Source organism: Thioalkalivibrio sp. ALMg3 (genome assembly GCF_000381225.1).
GTDB classification, from domain to species: domain Bacteria; phylum Pseudomonadota; class Gammaproteobacteria; order Ectothiorhodospirales; family Ectothiorhodospiraceae; genus Thioalkalivibrio; species Thioalkalivibrio versutus.
The window spans coordinates 1-24606 of record NZ_KB906229.1 but is presented as its reverse complement, the minus strand read 5'-3'; the positions used below and the strand labels follow the sequence as shown (position 1 = coordinate 24606).

At 66.9% G+C, this 24606-nt stretch carries 23 protein-coding genes; 1 reads left to right on the top strand and 22 read right to left on the bottom strand.

Translation table 11 applies throughout. The features are described from left to right. Positions 1-3: 3 nt before the first annotated feature. The 11 genes from F622_RS0110645 to F622_RS0110595 form a co-directional block, all read right to left on the bottom strand. On the bottom strand, positions 4-309 hold the full coding sequence (locus F622_RS0110645) for an STAS domain-containing protein (RefSeq protein WP_018169262.1): 306 nt from the start codon (positions 307-309) through the stop codon (positions 4-6). Between the two features lie 274 nt (positions 310-583). Next, a complete protein-coding gene (locus tag F622_RS0110640) occupies positions 584-1783 on the bottom strand; it encodes a methyl-accepting chemotaxis protein (RefSeq protein WP_018169261.1) in 1200 nt (399 codons plus the stop codon). An 11-nt stretch (positions 1784-1794) separates the two neighbouring features. Then, complete coding sequence (locus tag F622_RS0110635; protein WP_018169260.1) at positions 1795-2874, bottom strand: chemotaxis response regulator protein-glutamate methylesterase; 1080 nt, start codon at positions 2872-2874, stop codon at positions 1795-1797. Then, on the bottom strand, positions 2875-3498 hold the full coding sequence (cheD, locus tag F622_RS0110630; protein WP_018175588.1) for a chemoreceptor glutamine deamidase CheD: 624 nt from the start codon (positions 3496-3498) through the stop codon (positions 2875-2877). Then, positions 3498-4319 (bottom strand): protein-glutamate O-methyltransferase CheR, encoded by an 822-nt coding sequence (locus F622_RS0110625; protein ID WP_018650616.1) that lies wholly within the window; start codon positions 4317-4319, stop codon positions 3498-3500. The genes cheD and F622_RS0110625 overlap by 1 nt, the downstream gene beginning before the upstream one ends. A gap of 35 nt (positions 4320-4354) precedes the next feature. Beyond that, complete coding sequence (locus F622_RS0110620) at positions 4355-6598, bottom strand: methyl-accepting chemotaxis protein (RefSeq protein WP_018650615.1); 2244 nt, start codon at positions 6596-6598, stop codon at positions 4355-4357. Between the two features lie 24 nt (positions 6599-6622). Continuing rightward, positions 6623-7402 (bottom strand): ParA family protein, encoded by a 780-nt coding sequence (locus F622_RS0110615; protein WP_019571914.1) that lies wholly within the window; start codon positions 7400-7402, stop codon positions 6623-6625. 21 nt (positions 7403-7423) lie between these two features. After that, entirely contained in the window at positions 7424-7945 is a 522-nt protein-coding gene (locus F622_RS0110610) for a chemotaxis protein CheW (RefSeq protein ID WP_018169255.1), read from the bottom strand. A 20-nt stretch (positions 7946-7965) separates the two neighbouring features. Then, positions 7966-10032 carry a chemotaxis protein CheA gene (locus F622_RS0110605; RefSeq protein ID WP_019571913.1) on the bottom strand — a complete coding sequence of 689 codons (2067 nt, stop codon included), beginning with the start codon at positions 10030-10032 and terminating at the stop codon, positions 7966-7968. Between the two features lie 2 nt (positions 10033-10034). Further along, positions 10035-10397 carry a response regulator gene (locus F622_RS0110600; protein ID WP_018650611.1) on the bottom strand — a complete coding sequence of 121 codons (363 nt, stop codon included), beginning with the start codon at positions 10395-10397 and terminating at the stop codon, positions 10035-10037. Further along, positions 10390-10704 (bottom strand): lipid asymmetry maintenance protein MlaB, encoded by a 315-nt coding sequence (locus F622_RS0110595; protein WP_018650610.1) that lies wholly within the window; start codon positions 10702-10704, stop codon positions 10390-10392. Before F622_RS0110595 ends, F622_RS0110600 begins: the two co-directional genes overlap by 8 nt. A gap of 229 nt (positions 10705-10933) precedes the next feature. Between F622_RS0110595 and F622_RS0110590 the strand changes: the two genes are divergently transcribed. After that, positions 10934-12880, top strand: a complete 1947-nt coding sequence (locus F622_RS0110590; protein ID WP_019571912.1) for a GNAT family N-acetyltransferase — start codon at positions 10934-10936, stop codon at positions 12878-12880. Between the two features lie 9 nt (positions 12881-12889). Here F622_RS0110590 and F622_RS0110585 read toward each other — a convergent pair whose 3' ends face one another. The 11 genes from F622_RS0110585 to F622_RS0110540 form a co-directional block, all read right to left on the bottom strand. Further along, positions 12890-14905 (bottom strand): methyl-accepting chemotaxis protein, encoded by a 2016-nt coding sequence (locus tag F622_RS0110585; RefSeq protein WP_018169250.1) that lies wholly within the window; start codon positions 14903-14905, stop codon positions 12890-12892. Positions 14906-15069: 164 nt separating this feature from the next. Beyond that, positions 15070-16968 carry an ATP-binding cassette domain-containing protein gene (locus F622_RS0110580; protein WP_019571911.1) on the bottom strand — a complete coding sequence of 633 codons (1899 nt, stop codon included), beginning with the start codon at positions 16966-16968 and terminating at the stop codon, positions 15070-15072. Positions 16969-17366: 398 nt separating this feature from the next. Then, positions 17367-17630 carry a hypothetical protein gene (locus F622_RS14215; protein WP_082119051.1) on the bottom strand — a complete coding sequence of 88 codons (264 nt, stop codon included), beginning with the start codon at positions 17628-17630 and terminating at the stop codon, positions 17367-17369. A 415-nt stretch (positions 17631-18045) separates the two neighbouring features. Beyond that, complete coding sequence (locus tag F622_RS0110575; protein ID WP_019571910.1) at positions 18046-19386, bottom strand: MFS transporter; 1341 nt, start codon at positions 19384-19386, stop codon at positions 18046-18048. Positions 19387-19532: 146 nt separating this feature from the next. Continuing rightward, positions 19533-20603 carry a homoserine O-succinyltransferase gene (locus F622_RS0110570; RefSeq protein ID WP_018169246.1) on the bottom strand — a complete coding sequence of 357 codons (1071 nt, stop codon included), beginning with the start codon at positions 20601-20603 and terminating at the stop codon, positions 19533-19535. Next, positions 20603-21454 (bottom strand): hypothetical protein, encoded by an 852-nt coding sequence (locus tag F622_RS0110565; RefSeq protein ID WP_018144769.1) that lies wholly within the window; start codon positions 21452-21454, stop codon positions 20603-20605. Before F622_RS0110565 ends, F622_RS0110570 begins: the two co-directional genes overlap by 1 nt. Positions 21455-21464: 10 nt before the next feature. Continuing rightward, a complete protein-coding gene (locus F622_RS14140) occupies positions 21465-21611 on the bottom strand; it encodes a hypothetical protein (RefSeq protein WP_018144768.1) in 147 nt (48 codons plus the stop codon). An 18-nt stretch (positions 21612-21629) separates the two neighbouring features. Beyond that, on the bottom strand, positions 21630-22199 hold the full coding sequence (locus F622_RS0110555; RefSeq protein ID WP_018169245.1) for an isochorismatase family protein: 570 nt from the start codon (positions 22197-22199) through the stop codon (positions 21630-21632). Then, positions 22199-23527: a TolC family outer membrane protein gene (locus F622_RS0110550; RefSeq protein ID WP_018169244.1), complete on the bottom strand. Its 1329-nt coding sequence runs from the start codon at positions 23525-23527 to the stop codon at positions 22199-22201. The genes F622_RS0110555 and F622_RS0110550 overlap by 1 nt, the downstream gene beginning before the upstream one ends. Before the next feature lie 111 nt (positions 23528-23638). Further along, positions 23639-24295: a protein-L-isoaspartate O-methyltransferase gene (locus F622_RS0110545; RefSeq protein ID WP_018144765.1), complete on the bottom strand. Its 657-nt coding sequence runs from the start codon at positions 24293-24295 to the stop codon at positions 23639-23641. 79 nt (positions 24296-24374) lie between these two features. Next, positions 24375-24606: transposase (locus F622_RS0110540; RefSeq protein WP_026331568.1), on the bottom strand; the 232-nt coding region annotated here is incomplete at its 5' end.

The following is a 24606-nucleotide window of genomic DNA, read 5'->3' as shown; positions in this document are numbered from 1 at the left end:
CTGCTACTGAATGCGGAACAGGCGGCCGAAATTGGCGATATCCAGCACCTTGCGTACGCCCTGGGAGGCCCCGGCGACGGAGACATCGGAGAACTCGCCCCCGGCGTGTTCTCGCAGCAGGAGCAGCATGCCCAGAGCGGAGCTGTCCATGTATTCGGTCTGCGAGAGGTCCACGGTGTAACGCACGCCAGTCCCGGCGGTGTCGCGGTAGGCGGCGCGGAAGTCCTGGTGCTGTTCGAAGTCGAAGCGGCCCTTGACCCGGATGCGGACTTCCTTGCCGTCGTCGGAGGTGTGTTGCTCGATGCTCATATGCGATTCCTGGCGCTTTGGGGGGCTTCGTGCCCGGTGAAGTAGGCGCTGAACAAAGCCACCCTGGCTTGTTCGGCGCAAGCGATGCTGCAAACCCGAGTCGCAGCTTGCGGCGGAATCAACCGTTTGGTCCGGTCGATTTCGGCGGCACATCCGACGTGCCGCGGGGAGGCGCGAATGAAGCTGCGCTTCCCCGGCGGCTGATGGCCGGCGTGATGCCGGAAGGGCGACGTCGGCGGGGTGTTGGATGGCAAGACTTCAGAACAATTCCACGTCAGAACAATTCCACGTCGCCGGTGGCCATGTTCTGCTGGTCCACCGCGCGGTGGTAATTCTCCTGGCGACGCTCGCGCCACTCGCGCACGCGCTGGGCCATGGCCCGGGCGTCCTCGGTCGAGCGGGCCTCGTGCAGGATGCCTTGCAGCTCCTGCAGGTGAGTCACGGCCTCTTCGGCGGTACCCAGCGATTGCCGGGCGATGTCCTCGAACTGCAGTGAGCGTATGGCGATGGCAACCGCCTGGTGCATGCGCTCGCTTAACTCTGCTTCCTCGCGGATGCGTTCGTCCAGCTCGTCGGTGGCGCGCCGGGCGTATTCGAACAGGTGGGAAATGCGCTCCTTTTCGCCCATGGTGTCGCTCATGTCGCGCGAGGCCATGTCGTGCACCGTGCCATGCACCTTTCCGATCGACTCGCGGGCCTGGTCGATCTGCTTGCGGATGTCGTCGTGGAAGGTCGCCGAACGCTGCGACAGCGAGCGTACCTCGTCGGCCACCACCGAGAAGCCGCGCCCGGCCTCGCCGGCACGGGCCGCCTCAATGCTGGCGTTCAGCGCCAGCAGGTTGGTCTGCCCCGCGATCGCGCCGGCGCTGTCCAGCAGTTTGAACACCCCGTCCATGTGCTGGCTCATGTCTTCCATGTGGTGGGCGCTCTCGACACTCTGGCGACTGATCTGCACCAGGGTGTCGATGAACATTTGCAGGGTCTCGTCGGACTTGCGGGTCAGCTCGGTGATCACCTCGGCATTGGTCATGTCCTCGGCGTTGTTACCCTGGGAGGCATCGCGGCTCATCAACTCCGTCTGGCGGCCGGCAATCTCGTGCATCTCGTTGAAGCTGGAACCCAATTCCTTCACCGCCTCGGCGATCAGCCCGCGCTGTCGGCCGATCTCGGCCGACAGCTGCCCCAGTTCGAAATCCATTGCCTGATCCAGCTCGTCGGAGAGTTCTCGCCCGCCGGTGGGCTGGCCCGGGGATGCGCACTCATCGGAAGCGGTGTCAGCGGACGTCGGCCCGCGCTGCTGGATGCCCAGAGCCAGCAGCGCCGCCAGCCCGGCCAGGATCGCGGCGGCCAGTGCCTGCCACCAGGCGGCGGAGAAGCCGGCGATGATGGCCGCGAGCAGGAGCAGGGCGGTCAGTACCAGCGCCAGGGCTTTGTGGGCCGAATCCCGGGTGAGCCATTGCATGCGGTCGTCCATTCACATTGCTCCTATTGGCCGGATGCGGCGGCGTTGCGGTGGTCACGGATCAGGGACGCGGCGATGCCCCCCAGCGGCAGTACCTGCACCGCGGCGTCCAGTTTGACCGCTTCGCCAGGCATGCCCCAGACCAGGCTGGTGCTCTCGTTCTGGGCGATAGTGTGGGCGCCGGCGTCGCGCAGCGCTCGCAGACCGCGGGCGCCATCGTCGCCCATGCCCGTCAGCAGGGCGGCGACGACGTTGGCCCCCGCCTGCTCGGCGGCGGAGTTGAACAGCACGTCGACGCTGGGGCGGTGGCGGTTCACCGGCCCGCCCTGGTCGAGGCGGCAAATGTAGCGGGCGCCGTCGCGCGCCAGGCGCAGGTGGTAGTCGCTGCCTGGGGCCACATAGGCGTGCCCGGGCATCACGATATCGCCGTCCTCGGCCTCTTTCACGCTGAGTGCGGTGTTGCGGTCCATGCGTTCGGCAAAGGCGCGGCTGAACCCGGCCGGGATGTGCTGGGTGATGAGGATGCCCGGGGCGTCCGGCGGCAGCGCGACCAGCACCTCGCGCAGGGCCTCGGTGCCACCGGTAGAGGCGCCCAGGACGATGACCCGGTCGGTGGTTCGGAAACGTCCGCTGCCCGCGCTGGCCAGCCGCTGCGGTGCCGTGGCGGGTGTGGCGCTGCGTGCCTGCAGACGGACGCGCGCGGCCGTGCGGACCTTGTCGATCAGCACGTCGGCGTAGTCCTGCAGGGCATGGGAGACATCCACCTTGGGCTTGGTGACAAAATCCACTGCGCCGACCTCCAGCGCCTCCAGGGTCACGTCGGCCCCCTCCTCGGTCAGTGACGAGACCATCACAACCGGCATCGGGCGCAGCCGCATCAGATTGCGCAGGAAGGTGATGCCGTCCATCTTCGGCATCTCCACATCCAGGGTCAGCACGTCCGGTTCGTGTTGCTTGATCTTGGTGCGAGCGTCGAAGGGGTCGGCGGCGGCAGCCACGACCTCGATGTCCGGCGCCTGGGACAGGATTTCCGTAAGCAGCTTGCGGATCAGGGCCGAGTCGTCGACGACCAGGACGCGAATGGGCTTGGAGGTGGCAGACATCTAGAAGAGCTCCACGTCGCCCTGCAGGGGTTCGTCCTGCAGTCGGCGGCGGTAGTCCTGCTCGCGTTCGAGCAGGGTGTTGTTGTGCAGGGACACGAGCTTCTTGACCCGTGCCCGCCCGGTGGCGGGGAAGAACACGACCTTGCGCGGCCAGCGCCCGCCCACGTCTTCCGCCACCAGTTCCAGGTTCTCGTCCTGCAGGAACCGGCGCATGAAGGCGATGTTGCCCGCGCCGACATCGCTCATTCCGGCCATCACGCGGCCACCACCAAACATCTTGATGCGCAGATCCTCGCGCCGGGCTCCCAGCTTTAGCAGTTCGTTGACCAGGAATTCCATCGCATGGGTGCCGTAGCGGGTGGCGTTGGAGACGGCCGGCCCCCAGCCGCTGTTGCGGTCGCCATCCGGCAGCATGAAATGGTTCATGCCTCCGACCCCGGCTTCGGGTGACCATACGCAGGCGGAGACGCAGGAGCCGAGTACCGTCGTGATCAGCTCCGAACGCGATACCGTGACATAGCATTCGCCTGGCAGCAGCTTCGCCGCCGGGCAGGCATGCGCCCGATCCCAGTAACGATTGATGTGCGCGAAGGCGCCATCGTGCAGCTGCGGCAGGGTGGGCATCAGCGGGCCCGCCGGTACAGCGTCTGTTCCAGCAGCCGGAAGTCATCAGTCACGCGGAACAGGGACTCTGAGTGACCGATAAAAAGATAGCCCTCCGGGCGTAGCAGTTGGGCAAAGCGCTCCACCAACTGCTTCTGGGTTGGCTTGTCGAAGTAAATCAGCGTGTTGCGGCAGAAGATTACGTCCAGCGGGCCCTTCATCGGCCACGGATCGAACAGGTTCAGTTGGCGGAAGTGCACCATGGCGCGCAGTTCGTCGCGGATCTTCACCCGGTCCTCGTTGGCCCCCTTGCCGCGCAACAGCCAGCGTTGCTGGCGTGCGCCCGGGATGCCGGTGACGCGCTTCGCGTCATAGACCCCGGCGTCGGCATGCTCGACCACGCGCGAGTCGATATCGGTGGCCAGGATGCGTACCTCATCCGGCGAGGGCAGGGCCTCGGCCAGGGTCATGGCGATGGAGTAGGGCTCCTCGCCGGTGGAGCACCCCGCCGACCAGACCTTCAGCGGGCCGTTCGGGTTGAGCCGTCGGATCTCCTGCAGCACTGGGCCACCCAGCATCTCGAAGTGATGCGGTTCGCGGAAGAACGCGGTCAGGTTGGTGGTCAGCGCATTGATGAACTCCTCAATTTCGCCCTCGTCATCCCCTTCGACTCGGTCCAGATAGGTGTCGAAGGCATCCAGCCCGAGCACGCGCAGCCGCCGCGAGAGCCGGCTGAATACCAGCTCCTTCTTGCTCTCGTTGAGCATGATTCCGGTGCGTTCCTGCGTTAGGCGGACAACGCGCCGGAAGTCGCGTTCGCTCAGGCGGTCGGAGGCGGCCAATCAGTGTCTCCCTGAGATGGATTGATTGCGGGGCCTTAGAATTCTTCCCATTCTTCGGTCGCCGCCTGGCGCGAGGGAGCCGGGGTCGGCCGTTTGGCCGATCCGCCTTCGTGGTTGCCGCCGGCGGAGGCCGGGCGCTTCAGTCCGGGCGTGCCACTAGCCGCCCTGCCGGTGGCTGGTCGTGCAGTCGACTGCGGCATGGCCTGGCGGGCCTTCGGTGCCTCAACGCCCTTGAAGAAGCCCATCAGGTCCAGCAGCTCGCGTGACTGGTCGTCCAGCGACTCGCTGGCGGCTGCGGCTTCTTCGACCAGCGCGGCGTTCTGCTGGGTAACCTCGTCGAGCTGGGTCACAGCCTTGTTGATCTCGTCGAGGCCGGTGGATTGCTCCTCGCTGGCGGCGGCGATCTCGGCAATGATGTCGGAGACCTTCTTCACCGAGTCGACGATCTCCTCCAGCGCCTTGCCGGAGTTGTCGACCAGCTTGCTGCCCTCGCCAATGCGCTCTACCGAGTCGTTGATCAGGGTCTTGATCTCCTTCGCGGCCTGGGCACTGCGCTGTGCCAGGTTGCGCACCTCGGTGGCGACCACGGCAAAGCCACGCCCCTGCTCGCCAGCGCGGGCGGCTTCCACTGCCGCGTTGAGCGCCAGCAGGTTGGTCTGGAACGCGATCTCGTCGATCACGCCGATGATGTCGGCGATCTTCTTTGACGACTGGTTGATCTCGCCCATCGCCGAGACCGTCTTCTCGACGATCTGGCCGCCTTCCTGCGCCTTGTCGCGCGCGGCACTGGCGAGCTGGTTGGCCTGGCGGGCATTGTCGGCGTTGGATTTGACCGTGGAGGTCATCTCCTCCATCGACGAGGCCGTCTCCTCCAACGAGGAGGCCTGCTCTTCCGTGCGCTGGGACAGGTCGGTGTTGCCCTGGGCGATCTCGGCCGAGGCCGAGCGCACGTTGCCGGCGCCCTCGAGGATCTGCCCAACCAGGTTGTCGAGGTTCTCGAGCGAGGTGTGGATGGCGTCGCGGAATTTCCCGAACTCTCCCTGGAAGTCGCCTTCCATACGCACGGCCAGATCGCCCTCGGACATCGCTTGCATGACCCGGGAGCCCTCGCGCAGCGGCGGGACCACCGCGTCCAACAGTTCGTTGACACCCTCGGCAATATTGCGCGCAAAGCCCTGGTAGTCCTCCGGCAGCAGGCGTTCGCCGAGGTTGCCGGCAGCCGCGTCCTTGATCAGGGCGTCAATGGCATCCTCGGCCCGACGCATCTCGGTGGTGTCACGCCATTCGACCATGTTACCGGCGTAGTTCCCGTCGGCATCGATAATGGCGGTCGCGTTTAGGTTGAAATACAGGTCCGCGACCTGAATGTTTGCCTCGAAGGGCAGACGCGCGGGGTTCTGGAGGATCGCACGCTGGTGCGTCGGGTCCTTGTGGAACTGGTCGATCGACTGCCCCACCAGGTTGTCCGGATCGAAGTTCGGGAACTCCCGGCGCAAGACATCGCTACGGCTGCGAAGCAGGCTCACCACGGAAGGGTTGGCATAGACGATATTCATGTCCGGATCGCACATCATCAGCGCGGTTTGCGAACCCTCGACCGCGGCGCGCATTCGCGTGCGTTCTTGCTCCACGCGTTCCTGTTCGGTGATGTCCTGCCACTCGACCATGTTGCCCAGGTAGTTGCCGGCGTCATCCAGCACCGCTGTCGCGTTTAGACGAAATTTGAGGTCGGCGACCTGGATCCGGGCCTCGAAGGGCAGGTTTTTGGGGTTCTGAAGGATTGCGCGCTGGTGCGTCGGGTCCTTGTGGAACTGGTCGATCGACTGACCCACCAGGTTGTCCGGATCAAAGCCCGGGAACTCCCGGCGCAGGGTGTCGCGCCGGTTGCGCAGAAGTTCGACCACGGCCGGATTGGCGTAGACAATGTTCATCTCGCTGTCGCACATCATCAGCGCGGTCCGCGCACCTTGCACGGCGGCACGCATGAAGAGGCTGTTCTGGTCACTGCCGGTGTCGGTTTGCGGAATGGCGGCCATCGGGGTGTCCTCGCTTTGCTTGTTCGTCTGGCGCGATGCCGGGGTGCGGCGACGCGCGGGTTTGTTCGTTTTCTTGGAAGTGTCGGTTTGCGGGCCGGATAGGGGCTCGGGCGTGGCCGTAGCCGTAGCGGTCGGCCGGGTCGCGCCCGAGACCTCGTCGCCGCTCGCCTCGCCGGCCGCGCTGGATTCGTCCAGCCAGCCCAGCGGGTCATTGCCCAGCTTGTTGCGTTTGCGTGTCGTCATGGCCCGTTCTCCCTGGCTCGAGGCTCAGGCGTGTGCCGCCGTCGGGCGGGTGGTTGTTAGTGCTCCGGCCGCGACCAGGTCGGCGGCCAGTTGCTGAAAGTCCTCGGCCGCACGGTGACGCGGCTGGTACTCGAATATCGTCTGCCCGAAGCTCGGGCTTTCGGCTAGCACCACCGTCTCGCGGATGGTGGTCGGCAGCAGCGCCTCGGCGAAGTGCTCGCGGATGCGTTCGCGGACCTCGCGGGCATGCCGGCGCTGCTCGACAAAGCGCGAGAGCACAATCCACTTCTGGCGGGCCGAGCCCAGGCGCGCCTCGACGCCCTGGAGGATGCGCATCAGTCGCGACAGGCCGTTCAGGGCCAGGAAGTCACCGGCCACGGGAATCAGCATCTCGTCGGCCGCGATGATCGCGTTCATTCCCAGCAAGCCCGCCGAAGGCGGACAGTCGATCAGCACGAAATCGAATGGCTGATCCAGTGCGTCCAGGGCCTTCTTCAGGCGCCAGCCGCGTTCGGCGCCGCCCTCATTCAGGTTCTCGACCTCCTGCAGTTGATCCCCGGCGGCGACGATCTGCAGTCCGTTGGCGGCCTCGCTGAAGGCATCCTGCAACCGGGCCCCGTCCTGCAGTACGCGGTCCAGGCCGGCGGGGTCTTCCAGCCCGAAGGCCATGCTCAGGTGGCCTTGCGGGTCGGCGTCGATCGCCAGCACCCGGTAGCCCTGCAGGGCCAGGGCATGGGAGAGGTTCAGGGTCACCGTCGTCTTTCCGACCCCGCCTTTCTGGTTGATCACCGCGATGGTTCGCATGGTCCGTGTGCGAGGTCGGGCTTACGCCGTCGCCTCGGCCTCGATGGCATCGGCGCTGGCAATCAGGCCCGGACCCAGCAGGGTGTCGATGTCCAGCACCAGGATCATCTGTTCCTCGACGGTCGCCAGCCCGCGTACGAAGTTGACCCCGATGCGGGTCCCGAAGTCGGGTGCCGGCTGCAGGTCTTGCGCACCGATGCTGTAGACCTCGGAGACCGCATCCACGACCACGCCCATTACGCGTTCGCGTTCCTCGCCGACCACGCGCAGCATGATGACCACCGTGGTGGGGCCGTATTCCAGCGGCTCCATGCCGAAGCGCAGACGCATGTCGATGATCGGCACAATCATGCCGCGCACGTTGATCACGCCGCGGATGTAGTCCGGCGTGTTGGGCAGGGGTGTGGGGCGTTCCCAGCCCTTGATCTCCTGCACCCGCAGGATGTCCACGCCGTATTCCTCCTCCGCGAGGATGAAGGTGAGGTACTGGTCCTCGCCGGCGGTGGCCGGGTCGTGGATCGATTGGGTTGCGTCGTTCGCCATTGCGTTCGGCTCCTTGATGATCAGGCCGCGCGGGTATCGCGCCCGCTGGCCATGCGCGCGATCCCGGCGACATCCAGGATCAGGGCCACCTGGCCGTCCCCGAGGATGGTCGCGCCGGCCGTGCCGGGGACCTTGCGGAAATTGGTTTCCAGCGTCTTGATGACCACCTGTTGCTGACCGAGCAGGTCATCGACCCGCAGCGCCACGCGCTGGTCGTCGGCCTCGGCGACCACCAGCAGGGCGCGTTCCGGCAGCGGGCTGGGCTCGGTACGGCCGAACAGGGCCGCGAGGTCGACGATCGGAATGTATTCGTCCCGGAGGCGGTATAGCGGCAGCCTGCCGAAGGCCTGTTTCACGCTCTCTGGCAGGGTCTGCAGCGACTCGACGATCGCGATCAGCGGGATCACGAAGGTCTCCTCTCCGATCTTCAGCAGCTGGCCATCCATGATCGACAGCGTCAGCGGCAGGCGGATGGTCAGGCGCGAACCCTTGCCGGGTTCCGACTCCAGCTCGACGTTGCCACCCAGGCCGCGGATGTTTTTCTTGACCACATCCATGCCGACGCCGCGGCCGGACAGGTCGCTGACCTGGTCCGCCGTGGACAGGCCGGGTTCGAAGATCAACTGCAGGATCTCGTGGCGGTCCGGGTGCTGGTTGGGTCCAACGAGGCCGGCATCGCGGGCCTTGGCGAGGATGCGGTCGGCATCCATGCCCTTGCCGTCGTCGCGGATCTCGATGACCACGTTGCCACCCCGGTGGAAGGCCTCCAGGGTGACCTGGCCGGTCTCCGGCTTGCCGGCCGCCGCGCGTTCTTCGGGCATTTCAATGCCGTGGTCCACCGCGTTGCGCACCAGGTGCACCAGCGGGTCGCCCAGGTGTTCCATCACGGTCTTGTCGACCTCGGTGTACTCGCCTTTCAGGGTGAGCTCGATCTGCTTGCCGAGCTGCCCGGAGATGTCGTGCACCAGCCGCGGGAATCGGTTGAAGACCTGCGCGATCGGCACCATGCGGATGCTCATCACGCTTTCCTGCAGCTCGCGGGTATTGCGTTCCAGTTCGCCCAGCCCGGTGCGCAGGCGCTCGATCTGCGCCTCCATCTGCGACGGGTCTTCCTCGAGTTGTTCGCTGATGTCGGTCAGCATCGACTGGGTGATCACCAGTTCGCCCACCATGTCGATCAGGGCGTCGATCTTGCCGGCGTTCACCCGCATGGAGCTGGATTCCGCCCCACGGTTACCGCTACCGCCGCGCGCAGCGGGGGCCGCCGGCGGACGGTCGGTGGTCGCGTCCGTTTCTGTCGCATCGGGCGTCAGCAGGGGCGCTTCAGGGGTCGGCTCGCTGGCCGCGCCGAGGGGTTCAATCAGGAGATCGCACTCGTCCTCGACCCACTCGAAGACCTCCTGGATCTGATCGCGGGTGGCATCGCCTTCCAGCTCCAGGGTCCAGGCGAGGTGGCAGTCCTCCGGGTCGAAGGCATCCGCGTGGTCCGGCAGGCGATCGGTCTCGCAGTGCACGCTGAGCGTGCCGAGTTCCTCCAGCACCTCGAACATGCGCAGGGGGTCGTTGCCGGTGCGCATCAGGTCCGCGTAGGGCTGGAAATGAATCCGCCAGCCACGCGGGCCAGTACGGTTCCCGTCGGCGGGGGCATTGGTGCCGCCAGAGTCTTCGGCCTCACGGTTGTCCGCCGGGCTGCTCGCGGGCGCGGCATCCCCCAGATGGGCCTCGATCAGGGCGCGCACTTCGGCCACCTCGGCGGGGTCGGCCTCGCCGCCATCGCGGGCGGCATGCAATTGCGCGCGCAGAGTATCCACCGCACGCAGGAGGAGGTTCACCGTTTCCGGGACCGCCTCCTGCTCGCCGTTGCGCATGCGGTCCAGCAGGGTCTCCACACCATGGGTGAACCCGGAGATCGCGCCGAACCCGAAGGTCCCGGCTCCGCCCTTGATCGAGTGGGCGCAGCGGAAGATCGTGTTCAGCGTCTCCGGATCGCCGCCGTCCAGCGCCAGGAGTTCGGTTTCCATGCGCTCCAGCCCCTCGAAGCTCTCCTCGAGAAAGGCATCGATGAACTGGGCCATGTCGATCGACATGACTAGCGCAGCACCCGGTTGACGGTGTTCATCAGCTGATCGGGGTCAAACGGCTTCACCAGCCAGCCGGTCGCGCCGGCGGCCTTGCCTTCCTGCTTCTTCTCCGGCCCGGCCTCGGTGGTCAGCACCAGGATGGGGGTGAACTTGTAGCCGCCCAGCTTGCGCAGCTCGCGGGTCAGTTGCAGGCCATCCATGGCCGGCATGTTCACGTCGGTGATCACCAGATCCGCCTTGGCACCCTGGGCCTTGCTCAGGCCATCCTTGCCGTCACGGCCCTCGACGACCTCGTGCCCCGCCTGTTTGAGGGTGAATGCCACCATCTGGCGCATCGAGGCGGAATCGTCCACCACCAGAACCTTAGCCATTCATGTCTCCTGAATCCTTGTCGTCGTGTTGTGCGGCGCTCGATCCAAACCCGTCGTCGGGTACGCCCAGGGCCTGCAGGGCCTGGGCCAGCACCGCGCTGGTCCGGGTTAGCGAACAACCTTGCGCATTGCGGGCGGCCGAATGGCGGGCCATCAGCAGGACCTGCACGCCGGCGGCATCCACATCCGTCACGGCCGCCGAATCCAGCTGCAGGTCTTCGCCGACATCCAGTGCCGCGCGCAGTACTTGCCAGCATTCGGCTGCGGTATCGATGCGCAGGCGTTTCGGCAACGCAATGGGGGTCATCTGCAGTACCCTTTTATGAACTCGGTCACACTGTACAGGTGTTGTACAGTATTGTTCCAGTTCTTTGTAAAAATCTTGTACGGCTGGAAGCATTAAACCTTGAGACACGTTTCACCCCGGCCGCCCGATCAATGGCTGGATCTTCGGCCCGGCAGCGTGAGGAGATGGCCGCTTTCATCCCCGGAAACTCGTTCGTTCATGCGTGATCTGATCCCAGGGAGCCACTGACATGGAGGCCCGTACGCTCTACCGGTTGTCTGCCGATAATGCAGGCTGGCAGGTGGCTGCGAACTGGCTGCGGGCTGCTGCGGCGCAGGGGCCGGTGCTGTGGGTGGGCCGTTCGCCGCCCGCCGGGGTGCCGCATGTGGCGCCGGCGCAGGCTGGGCATTGGCTGGGGCACGAGGTACAGGCCCTGGTATTCGAGGCCCGGCAACCGCTCGCGGTGGATGCCCTGGTCACGGTCGCAGGCCTGCTGCTCGGCGGTGGCACCCTGGTGATCCTCGACGGCACCGGCGGAGACGGGGCGTTTGCCCGCCGCTGGCAGGCGGCACTGGCCGAGCCGTGGGTGCGGACCGTGGAGCCGCCGTCGGCGGATCGGCTGCCCGGAATCATGCCGAGGGCGGCGGGCCCGTTTGCGTGGACGCCGGATCAGGCCGTCGCGCTGGGGCATTTGGCGGGACTCGCGCCGGGCGAATGTGTGGCGTTGACCGCCCCGCGTGGCCGCGGCAAGTCGACCCTGCTGGGCGAGTTCCTGGGCGCGGCACTGCAGCGCGGCGAATCCACGATCACGCTGACGGCGCCGGGACCACGGGCCGTGGACGCATTGCTGGCGCGCGCCCGACATTGGACGCACGCGCCGGAATGGCACTACCGGGCCCCGGACGTTTTGCTGGAACACGCGGAACCGCTGGATACCTTGATCATCGACGAGGCCGCGAGCATGCCGGTCGAGCGCCTGCTCCAGTTGGCCCGGCTGGCACGGCGCCTGGTGCTGGCGACCACGACCGGCGGCTTCGAGGGGAGTGGACAGGGCTTTCGGCTGCGTGCGCTGCCGGCCCTGGAGGGGGCGGGCTTTTGCGTGCGGCTACAGACCCTGGATACACCGGTCCGCTGGGCCCCGGGCGATCCGCTCGAGGACTGGATGAATCGGCTGTTCCTGCTGGAGGCGGCGAGTCGCCCCCCGGTCTCCCAGGCCGTGCGGCTGCGCTGGAGCACGGGCACGGCGCTCGCGGACACGCCGCAAACCCTGGAGGCAGTAATGGGCCTGCTGGCAGATGCCCATTACCGCACACGGCCCTCCGATCTGGCGCGCTGGCTGGATGATGCGGGTGTTCACCTGTTGCTGCTGGAAGGGGCGGCGGATGGCGCCCTGTTCGGGGTGGTTCTGATCCAGGAAGAGGGCGGACTGGAACGCGGGATAGCCGAAGCGGTTTGGTCGGGCGAACGGCGCCCGCAGGGGCATTTCCTGCCGTGCACCGTTGCGGCCCGGGGTGACTTCGACCTGGCGGGGGAGGGCGCGTGGCGCATTCAGCGCATTGCGGTGCATCCGCATTGGCAGGGGCTGGGCCTGGGGAGTCGTCTGTTGCGTGCGGTCGCGGACCGGGCTGGTGCCAAGGGGGTGGCGCTGATTGGCGCGAGTTTCGGGCTGCAACCTGTGTTGCTGCACCTTTGGCTGCGCGCGGGTTATGGCCTGGTGCGAGTCGGCATCCAGCCGGATGCGGCCAGTGGCCAGGTGAGCGGCGTGGTCCTGCGTGCGACCGCGCCCCGATTGCAGCCCCGGCTGCAACAAGCATTGGCGGCCTTTCGGCGCGACTGGCCGGCCTGGCATCCACGGTTCCTGCCGGACACGACCGCAGCCATGGTGAGCGAAGTCCTTGGGGATCAGGATGCGGAGGGAGATTGTCCCTTGCCGCCGGTTGACCCGGTGGCGGATCTGAAGGAGGTCCGAGCCTTTTCCCAGCGGGCGCGGCCCCTGGAGTGGGCGCTTCCCGCGTTGCTGCGGCAGTTGGCGGTGGCGCCGCCGGACGAGCCGGAAGGTCAGCTGCTCGAGGCGAGCCTGGCGCAGCCCATCGACTGGGACCGACTGGCACGCGAGCTGGAGGTTTCCGGGCGGCGCGGCGTCACCCGAAGGTTGCGTCGCGCCGCCCGGAACTGGCTGGAGGCCCGGAGCCTGTAACCCGCCCGGTCAGAGCCGGAACTGGGCCAGTGCCTGCTGGATCTCCTTCTCTACCTGCTTGAGCTCGTCGGAGGCGGCGCTGACGCGGTCGGCGGTATTAGCCGACTGATCCGCCTCGTCGGAGATCTGCACGATGTTGCGGTTGATGTCCTCGACTACCGTGCTCTGTTCGCGCGAGGCGACCGCGATCTGCTCGGTCATCTCCACGATCGTGGTCACCGACTGGCGGATCTGTTGCAGGGCACCGTTCACCTCGGAGGTGTGCTCCATGGTGGCCTCGGCCTCTTCCTGGCCGTGCTGCATGGCCTTCACCGCGCTGGTGGTGGCGGACTGCAGGCGCGCGATCATGGTCTCGATCTCGTCGGTGGATTCCTGCGTACGGGTCGCCAGCTTGCGTACCTCGTCGGCCACCACCGCGAAGCCGCGGCCGTGTTCACCGGCGCGGGCGGCCTCGATGGCCGCGTTCAGGGCCAGCAGGTTGGTCTGTTCGGCCACGCCGCGGATCACCTCGAGGATGGTCCCGATCTGTTTCGAGTCCTCGCCCAGCTTGGCCACGGTGTCGGCCGCCTGTTCGACCGTCCCGAGCAGCGAGGCCATGGACTCGATGTTCTTGCTCATCACCTCGGAGCCGTTGTTCACTGCATTCCCGGCCTCCTGGCCCGCCTGGGAGGTCGCATCGGTGTTGCGGGCGATCTCCTCGGCGCTGCTTTGCAGTTCGTTGATCGCGGTGGCGACGCGGTCGGTCTCGTCGCGCTGGCGCGAGACGGCCTCGCGGGCCTGGTAGGCCTCCTGGTTCAGGTTCTCGGTGGCGCGATTCAGCGTCTCGGTGCCGCCGCGGGCATTGCCGATGGCCTGGGCAATCTTGTCGGTGAAGCGGTTGAAGGCCCGGCCCAGCTGTGCGGTTTCGATCAGGCCGTTCTCGTCCAGGCGGCGGCTCAGGTCGCCGTCGCCGTCCGCGATCTCCTCGAGTGCCGCGGTCGAGTGGGCCAGGGCGCGCCGGACCACCAGGATGATGAACACCGCGCCGGCCAAGCCCAGAATCACGCCAATCAGGGCCAGTACGCCCTGGGTGGTCTGGGTCGCGCGCATGTCGGCGGTCAGGGCGGCGGCGCTGCGCTCGGCGCGATTGGTAATCCGCTCGCTGAGTCCCTGCAGGTGGTCACGCGCCTCGATCAGCACGGGCCCGATCTCGGTACGGATCAGGTAGGCGTCTTGCAGCGCCTGTTCGCTGCCGTGGATCTCGATCAGGTCATCCAGCGCCGTGTTCTGGGTGTCCAGCGCCCCCTGAAAGTCCTCCAGCGCGATCTGCTGTTCGAAGTCCAGCTCGTCGAACTGGTCCATCAGCTGTGCGGTGATGTCGTTGGTGCGAGTCGCGAACAGTCGGACATTCTCGCGGAAGGCATCGTCACGGAAGGCGATAAAACCGCGCAGGTTCGAGGTGACCTGCACCACCGACATGCGCAGGTCATGCAGGGTGTCGAGACGATCCCAGGACCGCTGGAAGCGCGGGAGGCCCATCTCGGCGCTGATCATCATGTTGGTCTGCTGGGTCATCTCGCGGCTGGCAGGGTTGGCCCGGGCATTGGCGATTCCCAGCGCCGGCATGTTTTCGGCGGCGTTTTCGGCAACCTCGATCAGTCGGTCCTCGAAGCTGGCGAACTGGTTGACCAGGCGGCGGACCTCGGTTGCGCTGGCGGACAGTTCCTCGTCGGCAGCGATCACCGGGTTGTCGTTCAGGGCGCGGGTTGCGCCATCGAGGTCACGCATCGCGTTTTGCCACGCGTCGCGGTGGGACTGCTCCTCGCTCATCAGGTAGAACCCGAGAAACGCAGCGCTCTCCTGCAGCAATTGCTCGACGTCATTGACCCGGGCCACCGCCGGGTAGTCGGCCTGGGTGAGCTGTTCAACCCCTTGGCTGCCCGTACTCATCGCGCGCAGGGCCAGCAGGGAGTTGATGATCAGGATGGCGACCACCAGGCCAAAGCCGGCAATCAGCAGCCCCCGAATGGAGAGTTTGTCCAGCATGCGATGACTCCTTCTGGGCGCCTTGTGTCCGGCGCTTCACGAACCGGCCGCGGCCATTACGACCGCGGACTCGAAAGGTGGTGATTCAACCCCTGTTACGGCCGGCCGCGCTCAGAGTTGAGCCGGTTATTCAGGGAGTCGCCGGAGGGTGGACGTGCCGGGGCTTAGTCGGATTCCAGCTGTTCCCAGCGCTCGTAGCAGTGGGCCAGTTCTGACTCGACGGTTTCGAGCCGCGCCTGCAGTTCGCGCATGCGGTCACCGTCGCGCAGGGCATCCGGCTCGGTCATGGCCGTGGTCAGGCTTTGCTGTTCCTGTTCCAGGGCCTCGATCTGTGCCGGCAGGGCCTCCAGTTCGCGCGCGGTCTTGTAGGACCGTTTGCGTGGGATCGTCGGTGCCGGCTCGGGTGCGGGCGCCGCGGGTTTGGCCGCGGGCTCGGCCTTCGCGGTCGCTCCGGACTCGCCCTCCAGCAGGCGCCGGGTGACCCGTTCGGGCAGGTCGGACCAGCCGCCGACGAACTCCTCGACCGCGCCATCGCCCGGCAGGACCAGGGTGGAGGTCGCGACGTTGTCGAGGAAAGAGCGGTCGTGACTGACCACGATAACGGTGCCGGTGTACTCGATCAGCAGCTGCTCCAGCAGCTCCAGCGTCTCCACGTCCAGGTCGTTGGTCGGCTCGTCGAGCACCAGCAGGTTCGCCGGGCGCAGGAACAGCTTCGCCAGCAGCAGGCGGTTGCGCTCGCCCCCGGACAGCGCCGATACCGGCTGGCGGGCACGCGCGGGCGGGAACAGGAAGTCTTCCAGATAGGACAGGATGTGGCGGCTCTCGCCGTTGACCATGACCCGGTCGCGGCCCTCGCCGACCGCATCCTGAACCGTGGTCGCCTCGTCCAGACGGGCACGGGCCTGATCGAAGTAGGCGATCTCCAGCTGGGTCCCCAGCTTGACGCTGCCTGCGAGCGGCTCCATCTGGCCCAGGAGTCCGCGCAGCAGGGTGGTCTTGCCGGCCCCGTTGGGTCCGACGATGCCCAGGGCATCCCCGCGCTGCAGCAGCAGGTTCACGTCGCGCACGATGGGCGTGTCGTAGCCGAAATCGGCGTGTTCCGCCTCGATCACCAGGCGTCCGGAGCGCTGCTCCGGACTCAGCTTCATCTTTACCTGGCCGCCGCGTTCACGGCGTTCGGCACGCTTGCGACGCAATGCCTGGAGTGCCCGCACGCGGCCTTCGTTGCGGGTGCGTCGCGCCTTGATGCCCTGGCGCACCCAGACCTCCTCCTGGGCCAGCTTGCGGTCGAACTCCGCGCGCTGGGTCGCCTCCGTTTCCAGCCTTTCGGCCTGGCGCTCGCGGAAGGCCTCGATGGATGGTGGGTGCTCGTACAGATGCCCGCGGTCCAGCTCCAGGATGCGCGTGGCCACGCTCTCCATGAACTGGCGATCATGGCTGATGAACACCACGGTCAGTCCGCTCTCGATCAGGAACTGTTCCAGCCAGCGGATCGCGGCCACGTCCAGGTGGTTGGTGGGTTCGTCGAGCAGCAGCAATTGCGGGCGTTGCACCAGCTCGCGCGCCAGCCACACCCGTCGCTTCAGCCCGCCCGACAGCGCGGCGAACTGCGCCTCGGGATCCAGGCTCAGGTGCGAAATCGTGGTCTCTACCCGGTTCTGCAGGCTCCAGCCGTCGATGGCGTCGAGTTTCGATTGCACCGGCCCCATCTTGTCCAGGGCGTCCATGTCACCCGATGCAGCGGCCTGGCTCAGGTGGTGGAAGCGTTCCAGCAACCGGCCGGCCTCGCCGAGGCCCTCGGCGACCACGTCAAAGACCGTCCCTTCGATTCCGGGCGGTAGTTCCTGGGTCAGGTAGGCGGTGGTCAGGCCATCCTGGCGGGTCAGTTCGCCGGAATCGGCCTGGGCTTCGCCGGTGATGACCTTGAGCAGGGTGGACTTGCCCTCGCCGTTGCGCCCGGCGATCGCGACGCGTTCGCCGGGCTCCAGGCTCATGTTGACGCCATCGAGCAGGGAGGCCATGCCGTAGGCCAGGTGGATGTTGCGCAGGGTGAGAAGTGCCATTCGAATTCCGGTCGCGAGCAAGTGTTGTTGCGGGCGTCAAGACTATCACCTTGGCGTGCCGTAGCGCGCACCGTGAGGCCTTTCAGGCTCGCCATCCCGGAGCAGGAATCGCATTCTTTCTACCGCCTTCCGGGAGAGGCTGGCCCTGGTTCGTCGTCGGTGTTTACGGTGCCTTCGTCGGGCCTCCTGCCGCGTTGTGGCAGACCATGGTTCGGCATCTGGTGTTTGCGGTGGCTCCGGTCCGCCGCCTGCCACGCGCTCTCTCGCGAGCGCACCGCGAGGTCCTTTCTTGCTTGCCCAAGAAAGGACCCAAAGAAGGGCACCCGGATTTCGCCCGGGAACCTCGCTCCGGACGCGCTGGGCCGGCGGCGCTGAACTCGCTACGCCTACGGCTTCGCTCAGACATCCAGCGCCTTCTTCCGGCCCATCACGCCCTCCGCGAGGGGCTCCATACGGGAGGAGAAGGTCAAAACAGGCGGCATCTCGTAGGGTGCGGTTGAGCCCAGCGAAACGCACCATCTCCCACGCCGTGCGAAACCCTGATGCGATTCGCTGCGCTCATCACATCCTACGCCCCTACCCCCCGGCGCCCGCCACGCGGGCGCGGCACGCCATGGCCAAAGGCCACGCGTGCCGAAGATGTATGAAGACCTAGCCATCATCCACTGGCAAGAACGCTGGGATAGCCGTTGTTTTGACCTGCCTCCCCGTTGTCGTCGCGCCGAGTGGAGAGGCTTTTCGCGGGATTCAAGGCGCTGGATGTCTGAGCGGAGCCGCAGGCGCAGCGAGTTCAGCGCCGCCCGCGAAAAGCCTCGGAGCGAGGGAACCCCCGGCCCGCGCAGCGGGCCGGGGTCGCGGCAGTCGGGCGTGTTTCTTGGGTACTTCTTTGCACGAGCAAAGAAGTACCTCGCGGTGCGCTCGCGAGAGAGCGCGTGGCAGGCGGCCGGACGAAGGCACCGTAAACACCGGAGGACGAACCCGGACCAGCCACAACTAGGCAGGCGGCTGGGCGAAGGCATGTAAACACCGACGACGAGCCGTGGCCAGCCGGCGGAGTCGGCGGGGACGAGGCGGGCGTCAGGCTTCGCCCATGAGCCAGGCGCTCACGGCGCCGGCGAGGCTCATCAGCGCGAGCACGAAAATGGCGACTTCGGTGCCGGCCAGCTGGGCCAGCAGCCCGAACAGGCCGCCGATCAGTAGCAGGCCGCCGATGACGGTGTTGCTGACGGCGGTGAACGCGGCGCGCGTTTCCTGGGTTGCCATGTCGACCAGGTACGTCTTGCGGCCCAGACGCACGCCGGCATGGCTGACCCCGAGCAGGAAGAACAGGGTCGCATAGACCCAGCCGCCAGGAACCAGCGCGTGGTCCGTACCCACTGGAGCCAGCCAAACGCTCAGGGCGACCGCGATGCCGAGGCCGGCTGCAAGGAGTCCCGAGAGGATCAGGACCCAGCGGGCGGAGCGGTCGGACAGCCGGCCCCAGACCGGGGCGCTGACGGCCGAGGCCAGGCCGCTGGCGAGGATCAGCAGGCCCAGGGTGCCCAGATCACCGGCGGTCGCGTCCTCCGCGAGCAGGACGTAGAAGGGGAGTGCCAGGGCCGTGCTCATCAGCAGCGCGCGGGTCAGGACGAAGTGACCGAAGGCGCGGTCGGTCCACAGCAGGCGCATCGACTTGATGGCTTCGGTGACGGCGTTGCCGCCACCCTCGGTGGCACCCGGATCCTCGCGCAGCCGGGTGAAGGTCGCGGCGGCGACCCACCAGGCCCCGGCCGAGGCGGCCAGCAGGGCCACGAACACGCCAATGCCGGCCTCTTCCAGGTTCGCGAGAGTGAGGTAGATGCCCAGCCCCAGGGTGAAGAACCCGGCCAGCGACGCGGCGTAGCCCATCACCGTGCCGCGGCGATGCTTGGCGATGGTCTTGCCCAGCACATCCTTGGCCGCGACCGAGTTGATCCCGCGCGAAAGCGCAAAGACCACCAGTAGCCCGAGAATGGCCCAGCCGGCGGCTGCACCCTCCAGGGTCAGCGCGACCACGGCCATGCCGGCCACCGCGAGCCCGGAGAGCAGGCTGCCGAGGATCCAGAAGCCCTTGCGGATGGCCCGCCGCCGGATGGCGGCGGCCACGAACAACTGCGGCAGCAGCGAGCCGGACTCGCGGATCGGGACCAGGAAGCCGGCGAAGGCGGCCGGGGCCCCCAGGGCGCCCAATAGCCAGGCGAGGACCAGGCGGGCCGAGGCCAGCTCGTCGCCGATCTTGCTCAGGGTGTTGGAGACCAGGTGGACGAAAAAGTTAGTCGGCTGGGCGTTGCAGGCGTTTTCCGGGATGTCCTTGCAGACGCGGGCGTCCTCGTCCCCGGCGATGGTCTCGTACAGGGAGATCAGCGGGCGCGGCAGCTTGTCCGGGTCATGTTCGGCCATGGAGTCCTTCCGTTGCGGTGCCCCCCGGTCATTGCGAGGAGCCGAAGGCGACGTGGCAACCTCCCGAAGTTGGCAACGCGCCAGGTCCCGGTGGCTCCGGTGGGAGATTGCCGCGTCGCTGCGCTCCTCGCAATGACGGCGGCTGACTAACGCCGTCCGGCCAAGGGGTCGCTCGGATCGACGCTGTCGCGGAACGGCTTGCGCCGGTCGAGGTTGGTCAGCTGATAAACGTTGCCCAGCCAGTTGTTGATCACCGCCAGCGCGGTGTCGTGCCAGGTGTTGTCCAGGCGGTCCAGCAGCAGCGCCTCGGGCAGCGCTGGGATCTCGGTGCAGTGCTCCAGCGCGGCCTCGACCTGCTCGCGATGCTCGCCGAGGATCGCGGCGGCCTGCGGCATCAGGTAGTTCTCCGGTAGCGGCGGGTAGGCGTCGCGTTCGCCCTGGATGTAGCGCACGACCTCGCGCTTGTATTCCTTGAGCAGGCTGATGGAGTCGTACTCCGGGTGGCCCTGGAAGAAGACCATGCGGAAGCCGTCCGGCGAGGCACCCAGGTGGATCCCGGACTGCTCGCTCTCCACCAGTACGCGCAGGCCGTGGCGTTCGAATTGCTCGCGCGAGACATCGTTGTAGCGCGAGTGCGGCACATCGAAGCGGGTGTTGACGCCGGTGACCAGCGGGTGCCCGCGGTCCACCACCCGGTGCGGGAACACGCCCCACAGCTTCTCGCCCATGTGCACGCGGCGCTCGCCGTAGCGTGCCTGCAGCACGGCGTGGGTGGCGAGGCAGGAGCAAAGCGTCGAGGTCACGTTTTCCCAGGCCCAGTCCACCACCTCGGCCAGCGGCTCCCAGAATGGCTCCAGTGCCAGGTCCGGCTGGGTGACGTTGGCCCCGGTGATGATCAGCGCGTCGAGACCCTCTTTCTTCAGGTCCTCGAAGTCCTCGTAGTACTGCTTGATGTGATCGCGCCCCTTCGGCCCGCGCTTGAGCTGCGGCAGGGTGAACGGGTGGATATAGAACTGCGCGATCTGGTTACTCTCGCCGATCAGGCGAAAGAACTGACGTTCGGTGGCCGACAGGGCGGCGTCCGGCATCATGTTCAGCAGCCCGATGTGCAGCGCACGGATCTCCTGCTGCTGCGCGAAGTCGCTGGGCAGTACGGTCTCGCCCTCGCTCTTCAGACGGGCAAAGGTGGGCAGATCGGAATAGGCGACAAGTGGCATTAGAGGCGAGCCTCCCGTTCCAGGGCCATGCAGACCAGGTCATCGAAGTCGGCCGCGTTGCGTACGCGCGCCAGCTCGGTGGTGCTGATGGTGTAGCCGTGGGTCTCGGCGATCGCCTCGTAGCGCGGCAGGCGCGCGCGGAACAGGCGCGAGAAGACCCAGCGCACGAAGGCGTCCGGATCGATCTGGGCAACGTAGTCCAGCCCCTCGTCACGCATGTATTCGGCAAGCTGCTGGTCGAGGAAGGCCTCGCGGTAGTACAGCGGCTTGGGGTCGCGCTCGGCGCGCTCGATCAGCTGGCGCTCGTCTTCGTCCGTTGCCTTGATGTACAGGATCAGGGTGTGCTCGGCCAGTGTCTCGAGCACGCCGGGGCTGTCCAGTTCGCAGACCGAGCCACCGGCGTCATTGACGAAATGCGGGTAGCCGAACAGCGTTTGCGCCTTGTGGATGAAGTCCGGCACGTCGAGCATCGCCTGCACCTCGGCCTGGTGGTGCAGGGTCTGGCGGCGCTTGAATTCGGTCAGCGGCAGGCCGCCCAGCTCCGGGTTGCCGAGCTTGCCGAGGAAGCTCGCCACCGGGTGCAGGTTGTCCACGGTGATGTTGTTGATGATCTGGATCGAGTCCGAGCGCAACAGGTCGCGCAGGAACGGCACCGCCATCGCCTGGGCCTTGATGTTGTCCAGGATCGGCTCGCTCAGGTAGCGCGTGCCGATGCGGTAGTCCCCCGAATAGTGGAACCAGTCCTCGCGCCGGAGCATGTTGGACAGGCGCGTCTTGCCGACACCGGACATCCCCAGCAGGGTGATGCGGCGGTGCTCCTGGTTGCGGTATTCGTCGGGTGTCAGGCGCATGGGGACTCGATTAGCGTCGCAGGATGAACAGGATGCCGGCGATCACCGCCAGGCCGCTGATGACGTAATGGTCGTACTGGAACTGCAGCCCCAGCAGGCCGCGCAGGCCGAACAGGATCAGCCAGACGCCCAATAGAATGTTGCCGAGTATGCGCATCCCTGCGGAATCCTCCGGTTAGCGGATCAGTTGGCTCAGTTCGCGGAACTGCGGATCGGCCGCGTCGCGCAGCCATTCGAACAGCACCGATTCGTGGTTGGTAATGATGGCGCCGGCAGCGCGCAGGCGTTCCAGCCCGTTGCGTTTGCGCCCGGCGTCGCGCGAGCAGACCCCGTCCTCGACCACGAACACGGTTACGCCCGCGTCCAGCAACTCCAGCGCCGTCTGGGTCACGCAGATATGCGTCTCCGAACCGGTCAGGATGACCTGGTCGCCGCCTGTCAGGCGCGCGCGCAGGTCATCCTCGGCGCAGCAGGAGAAGGACGTCTTGTCGGTGACCGTGCCGTACCCGTCGAGCGCTTGCTGCAGAGTGGCGGTGACTTCGCCCAGGCCCTGCGGATACTGACGCGAGACCTCGATCGGGATATCCAGCTTGCGTGCGGCCTCGATCAGGCGGGCGGTATTGCGCTCGACCTCGTCCCGCGCGTCCGGCATGGCGGCCAGCAGGCGTTCCTGCAGGTCGATCAGGACCAGACGCGAGCGCGCACGCTCGCAGCGGGCTCGCGGATTGGAAGCGGCAGCGGCCATTACTCCAGCAGGCGGTTGATGGCCTCGAGATCGGTCACGCTCAGGCGGCCGGCGGCGCGCTGCAGGCGCAGCGACTCGCTGAGGAAGCCGTAGCGGGCCTCGGCGTAGTCGCGCTCGGCGCGGAAGACCTCGCGCAGGGCGAGCAGGACGTCGACCTGGGTGCGGGTGCCCACCTCGAAGCCGGCCTCGGCCGCCTCGAACGCGGACTGGGTGGAGGCCAGGGCCTGCTCCAGGGCGCGCACGCGCGAGTTGTTGGAGATCACCGACAGATAAGCGCTGCGGGTGTCCTGGGTCGTACGGCGTTCAACCAGCGACTGGCCTTCCTGCGCGGCCTGGAAATTCTCGCGCGCCTGACGGGTGAGGGCGCTGACACGACCGCCGGTGTAGAACGGGATCTCCAGCTGGATCCCGACCTGGGCTTCGGTGCCCTCGAAGAACATCGCCCCGCCGGTCGTGCCGGCATCAAGGCCGTGATAGCGGTTCTCGTTGACCGAGGCGTTCAGATTGATGCGTGGCAGGCCCTCGGCGCGCTGGCGCTGGATCTGCTCGCGCGCGCTCTCCGTGCTCAGACGCTGGGCGGCCAGTTCCAGGTTGTTCGCCAGGGCGATATCCACCCAGGCCTGCGGATCGGCCGGATCCGGCGGGGTCAGCTCGGCGTCGTCGCGCAGCATGTCGAGCTGGTCCCAGTAGGTATTGGTGATCACCGCGAGCTGTTCGCGGGTCAGGTCCAGCTGGTTCTCGGCGCTGATGCGCTCGGCCTCGGCAAGGTCGCGCTGGGCCTGGGCCTCGGTGACGTCGGTGCGTGCGACCAGGCCGACCTCAAAGCGGCGCTCGGTCTGTTCCAGCTGGCGCTCGATTGCCTCGACCTCGGCCTCGCGAAAGGCCAGGGTCTCCTGTGCGATCAGCACGTCGAAGTAGGCCTGGGAGACGCGCAGGATCAGGTCCTGACGGGCGGAATCCAGTTCCGCCTCGGCGCGGGCGATCTCGAGATCCACCTGCACAAGATCAATGTAGTTGCGGCGGTCGTAGATGCTCTGCGAGAGATTGACGCCAAAGCTGGTCTGGCGCCCGTCGTCGCTTCCGGGGCGGTTGCGGTCGTCGCGGTAGAACGCGCCGGCCTCGGCCTGCCCGGAGATCTGTGGCAGCAGGGCAGAGCGAGTGATCGGGCGATTTTCCAGCACGCCGCGGTATTCCGCCTCGGCGGTGCGCAGCTCCGCGTCTTCCGTGGCGGCGCGCTCGTAGACCTCCAGGAGGCTCGAGGCGGCGGCGGGGGCCGAGATCACAAGGACCAGCCCGGCGGTGGCGAGAAGCGACGGCAGACGGTTCATGGACGCGACTCCGGAAGGATATTAGGAAAAGCCTATCCTATCAGAGCCGGTTCGGGCATGGGACCTTCATCCCAGGTTGGCCGCGCCTGAAATGGGCCCCTCGGGTGCCGCTCAGAATTCGAAGGCGGGCTTCGGCTCGAAGCCCACCAGCGGCTTCACGCGGGTCTCGAACAGCTCCTCGTGGCGGCAGCCGTCCTCGGTGGTGCGGATGATCAGCTGGGCCTCCATGATCGGACCGTCACCGGTAATCACGAACAGTCGCCCGCCCAGGGTCAGGTAGGGCTCGAGGAAGTCGTCATATTCGGTCATGCCGCCGGTCAGGATGATTGCGTCGTAGCGCGGGCGCGGCGGGGTCCAGTCGGGCGTCACCGAGGCGGTGCGCAGTTGCGCGTTCTCGATGCCGAGATCGGTCAGGCGGTTGCGGGCGGCCAGGCGCAGCTCGTCGATGCGCTCGACGCTGTCGACCTGGGCCGCCAGATGGGACAGGCAGGCCGTGACGTAGCCGGAACCGGTGCCGATCTCCAGCACGGTTTCGGTAGGCTGCGGCGACACGGCCTGCAGCAGGCGGCCGATCACGACCGGCGGCAGGGTGTTCTCGTCGTGCCCCAGGGGGATCTCGGAATCGGCGTACGCCAGGGCCTGATAGGGCTCGGGCATGAAACGCTCGCGCGGGAGCGTTTCCATTACGTCCAGTACACGGGTGTCCAGCACGTCCCAGGGGCGGACCTGCTGTTCGACCATGTTGATCCGGGCCTTGGCGTAATCCATCGCGGTTTCCTCAGTGCGCTCGACAGCCGCGAAAGAGTACGTTCACGGGCCGAAACAGGCAAGTAGATACCGTCTTGCCCTACGGGGTGCAAGGAGTTTCATGGCGGGCTTGATACGGGGTTTGGGATTTGAGCACACCGAAGGCGATGTGCAGGAGTTTGCGCATGGCCGCCCCGATCGCCGACATCTTGGCCTTGCCGCGTGTCAGCAGACGTTGATGCTGGTGTCGCACGTCCGGGTTGTACCGGGTCGCCACCACCGCCGCCATGTAGAGCGCCTTGCGCAGTCGGCTGGAACCGATCTTCGCCAAC

Coding starts and splice junctions, on each gene's coding strand:
- F622_RS0110645 (WP_018169262.1), bottom strand. CDS start 309: ATGAGCATCGAGCAACACACCTCCGACGACGGCAAGGAAGTCCGCATC.
- F622_RS0110580 (WP_019571911.1), bottom strand. CDS start 16,968: ATGGCACTTCTCACCCTGCGCAACATCCACCTGGCCTACGGCATGGCC.
- F622_RS0110635 (WP_018169260.1), bottom strand. CDS start 2,874: ATGTCTGCCACCTCCAAGCCCATTCGCGTCCTGGTCGTCGACGACTCG.
- F622_RS0110610 (WP_018169255.1), bottom strand. CDS start 7,945: ATGGCGAACGACGCAACCCAATCGATCCACGACCCGGCCACCGCCGGC.
- F622_RS0110605 (WP_019571913.1), bottom strand. CDS start 10,032: ATGTCGATCGACATGGCCCAGTTCATCGATGCCTTTCTCGAGGAGAGC.
- F622_RS14215 (WP_082119051.1), bottom strand. CDS start 17,630: ATGATGGCTAGGTCTTCATACATCTTCGGCACGCGTGGCCTTTGGCCA.
- F622_RS0110590 (WP_019571912.1), top strand. CDS start 10,934: ATGGAGGCCCGTACGCTCTACCGGTTGTCTGCCGATAATGCAGGCTGG.
- F622_RS0110570 (WP_018169246.1), bottom strand. CDS start 20,603: ATGCCACTTGTCGCCTATTCCGATCTGCCCACCTTTGCCCGTCTGAAG.
- F622_RS0110550 (WP_018169244.1), bottom strand. CDS start 23,527: ATGAACCGTCTGCCGTCGCTTCTCGCCACCGCCGGGCTGGTCCTTGTG.
- F622_RS0110615 (WP_019571914.1), bottom strand. CDS start 7,402: ATGCGAACCATCGCGGTGATCAACCAGAAAGGCGGGGTCGGAAAGACG.
- F622_RS0110555 (WP_018169245.1), bottom strand. CDS start 22,199: ATGGCCGCTGCCGCTTCCAATCCGCGAGCCCGCTGCGAGCGTGCGCGC.
- F622_RS0110595 (WP_018650610.1), bottom strand. CDS start 10,704: ATGACCCCCATTGCGTTGCCGAAACGCCTGCGCATCGATACCGCAGCC.
- cheD (WP_018175588.1), bottom strand. CDS start 3,498: ATGCCCACCCTGCCGCAGCTGCACGATGGCGCCTTCGCGCACATCAAT.
- F622_RS0110600 (WP_018650611.1), bottom strand. CDS start 10,397: ATGGCTAAGGTTCTGGTGGTGGACGATTCCGCCTCGATGCGCCAGATG.
- F622_RS0110585 (WP_018169250.1), bottom strand. CDS start 14,905: ATGCTGGACAAACTCTCCATTCGGGGGCTGCTGATTGCCGGCTTTGGC.
- F622_RS0110545 (WP_018144765.1), bottom strand. CDS start 24,295: ATGGATTACGCCAAGGCCCGGATCAACATGGTCGAACAGCAGGTCCGC.
- F622_RS0110575 (WP_019571910.1), bottom strand. CDS start 19,386: ATGGCCGAACATGACCCGGACAAGCTGCCGCGCCCGCTGATCTCCCTG.
- F622_RS14140 (WP_018144768.1), bottom strand. CDS start 21,611: ATGCGCATACTCGGCAACATTCTATTGGGCGTCTGGCTGATCCTGTTC.
- F622_RS0110640 (WP_018169261.1), bottom strand. CDS start 1,783: ATGGACGACCGCATGCAATGGCTCACCCGGGATTCGGCCCACAAAGCC.
- F622_RS0110565 (WP_018144769.1), bottom strand. CDS start 21,454: ATGCGCCTGACACCCGACGAATACCGCAACCAGGAGCACCGCCGCATC.
- F622_RS0110620 (WP_018650615.1), bottom strand. CDS start 6,598: ATGACGACACGCAAACGCAACAAGCTGGGCAATGACCCGCTGGGCTGG.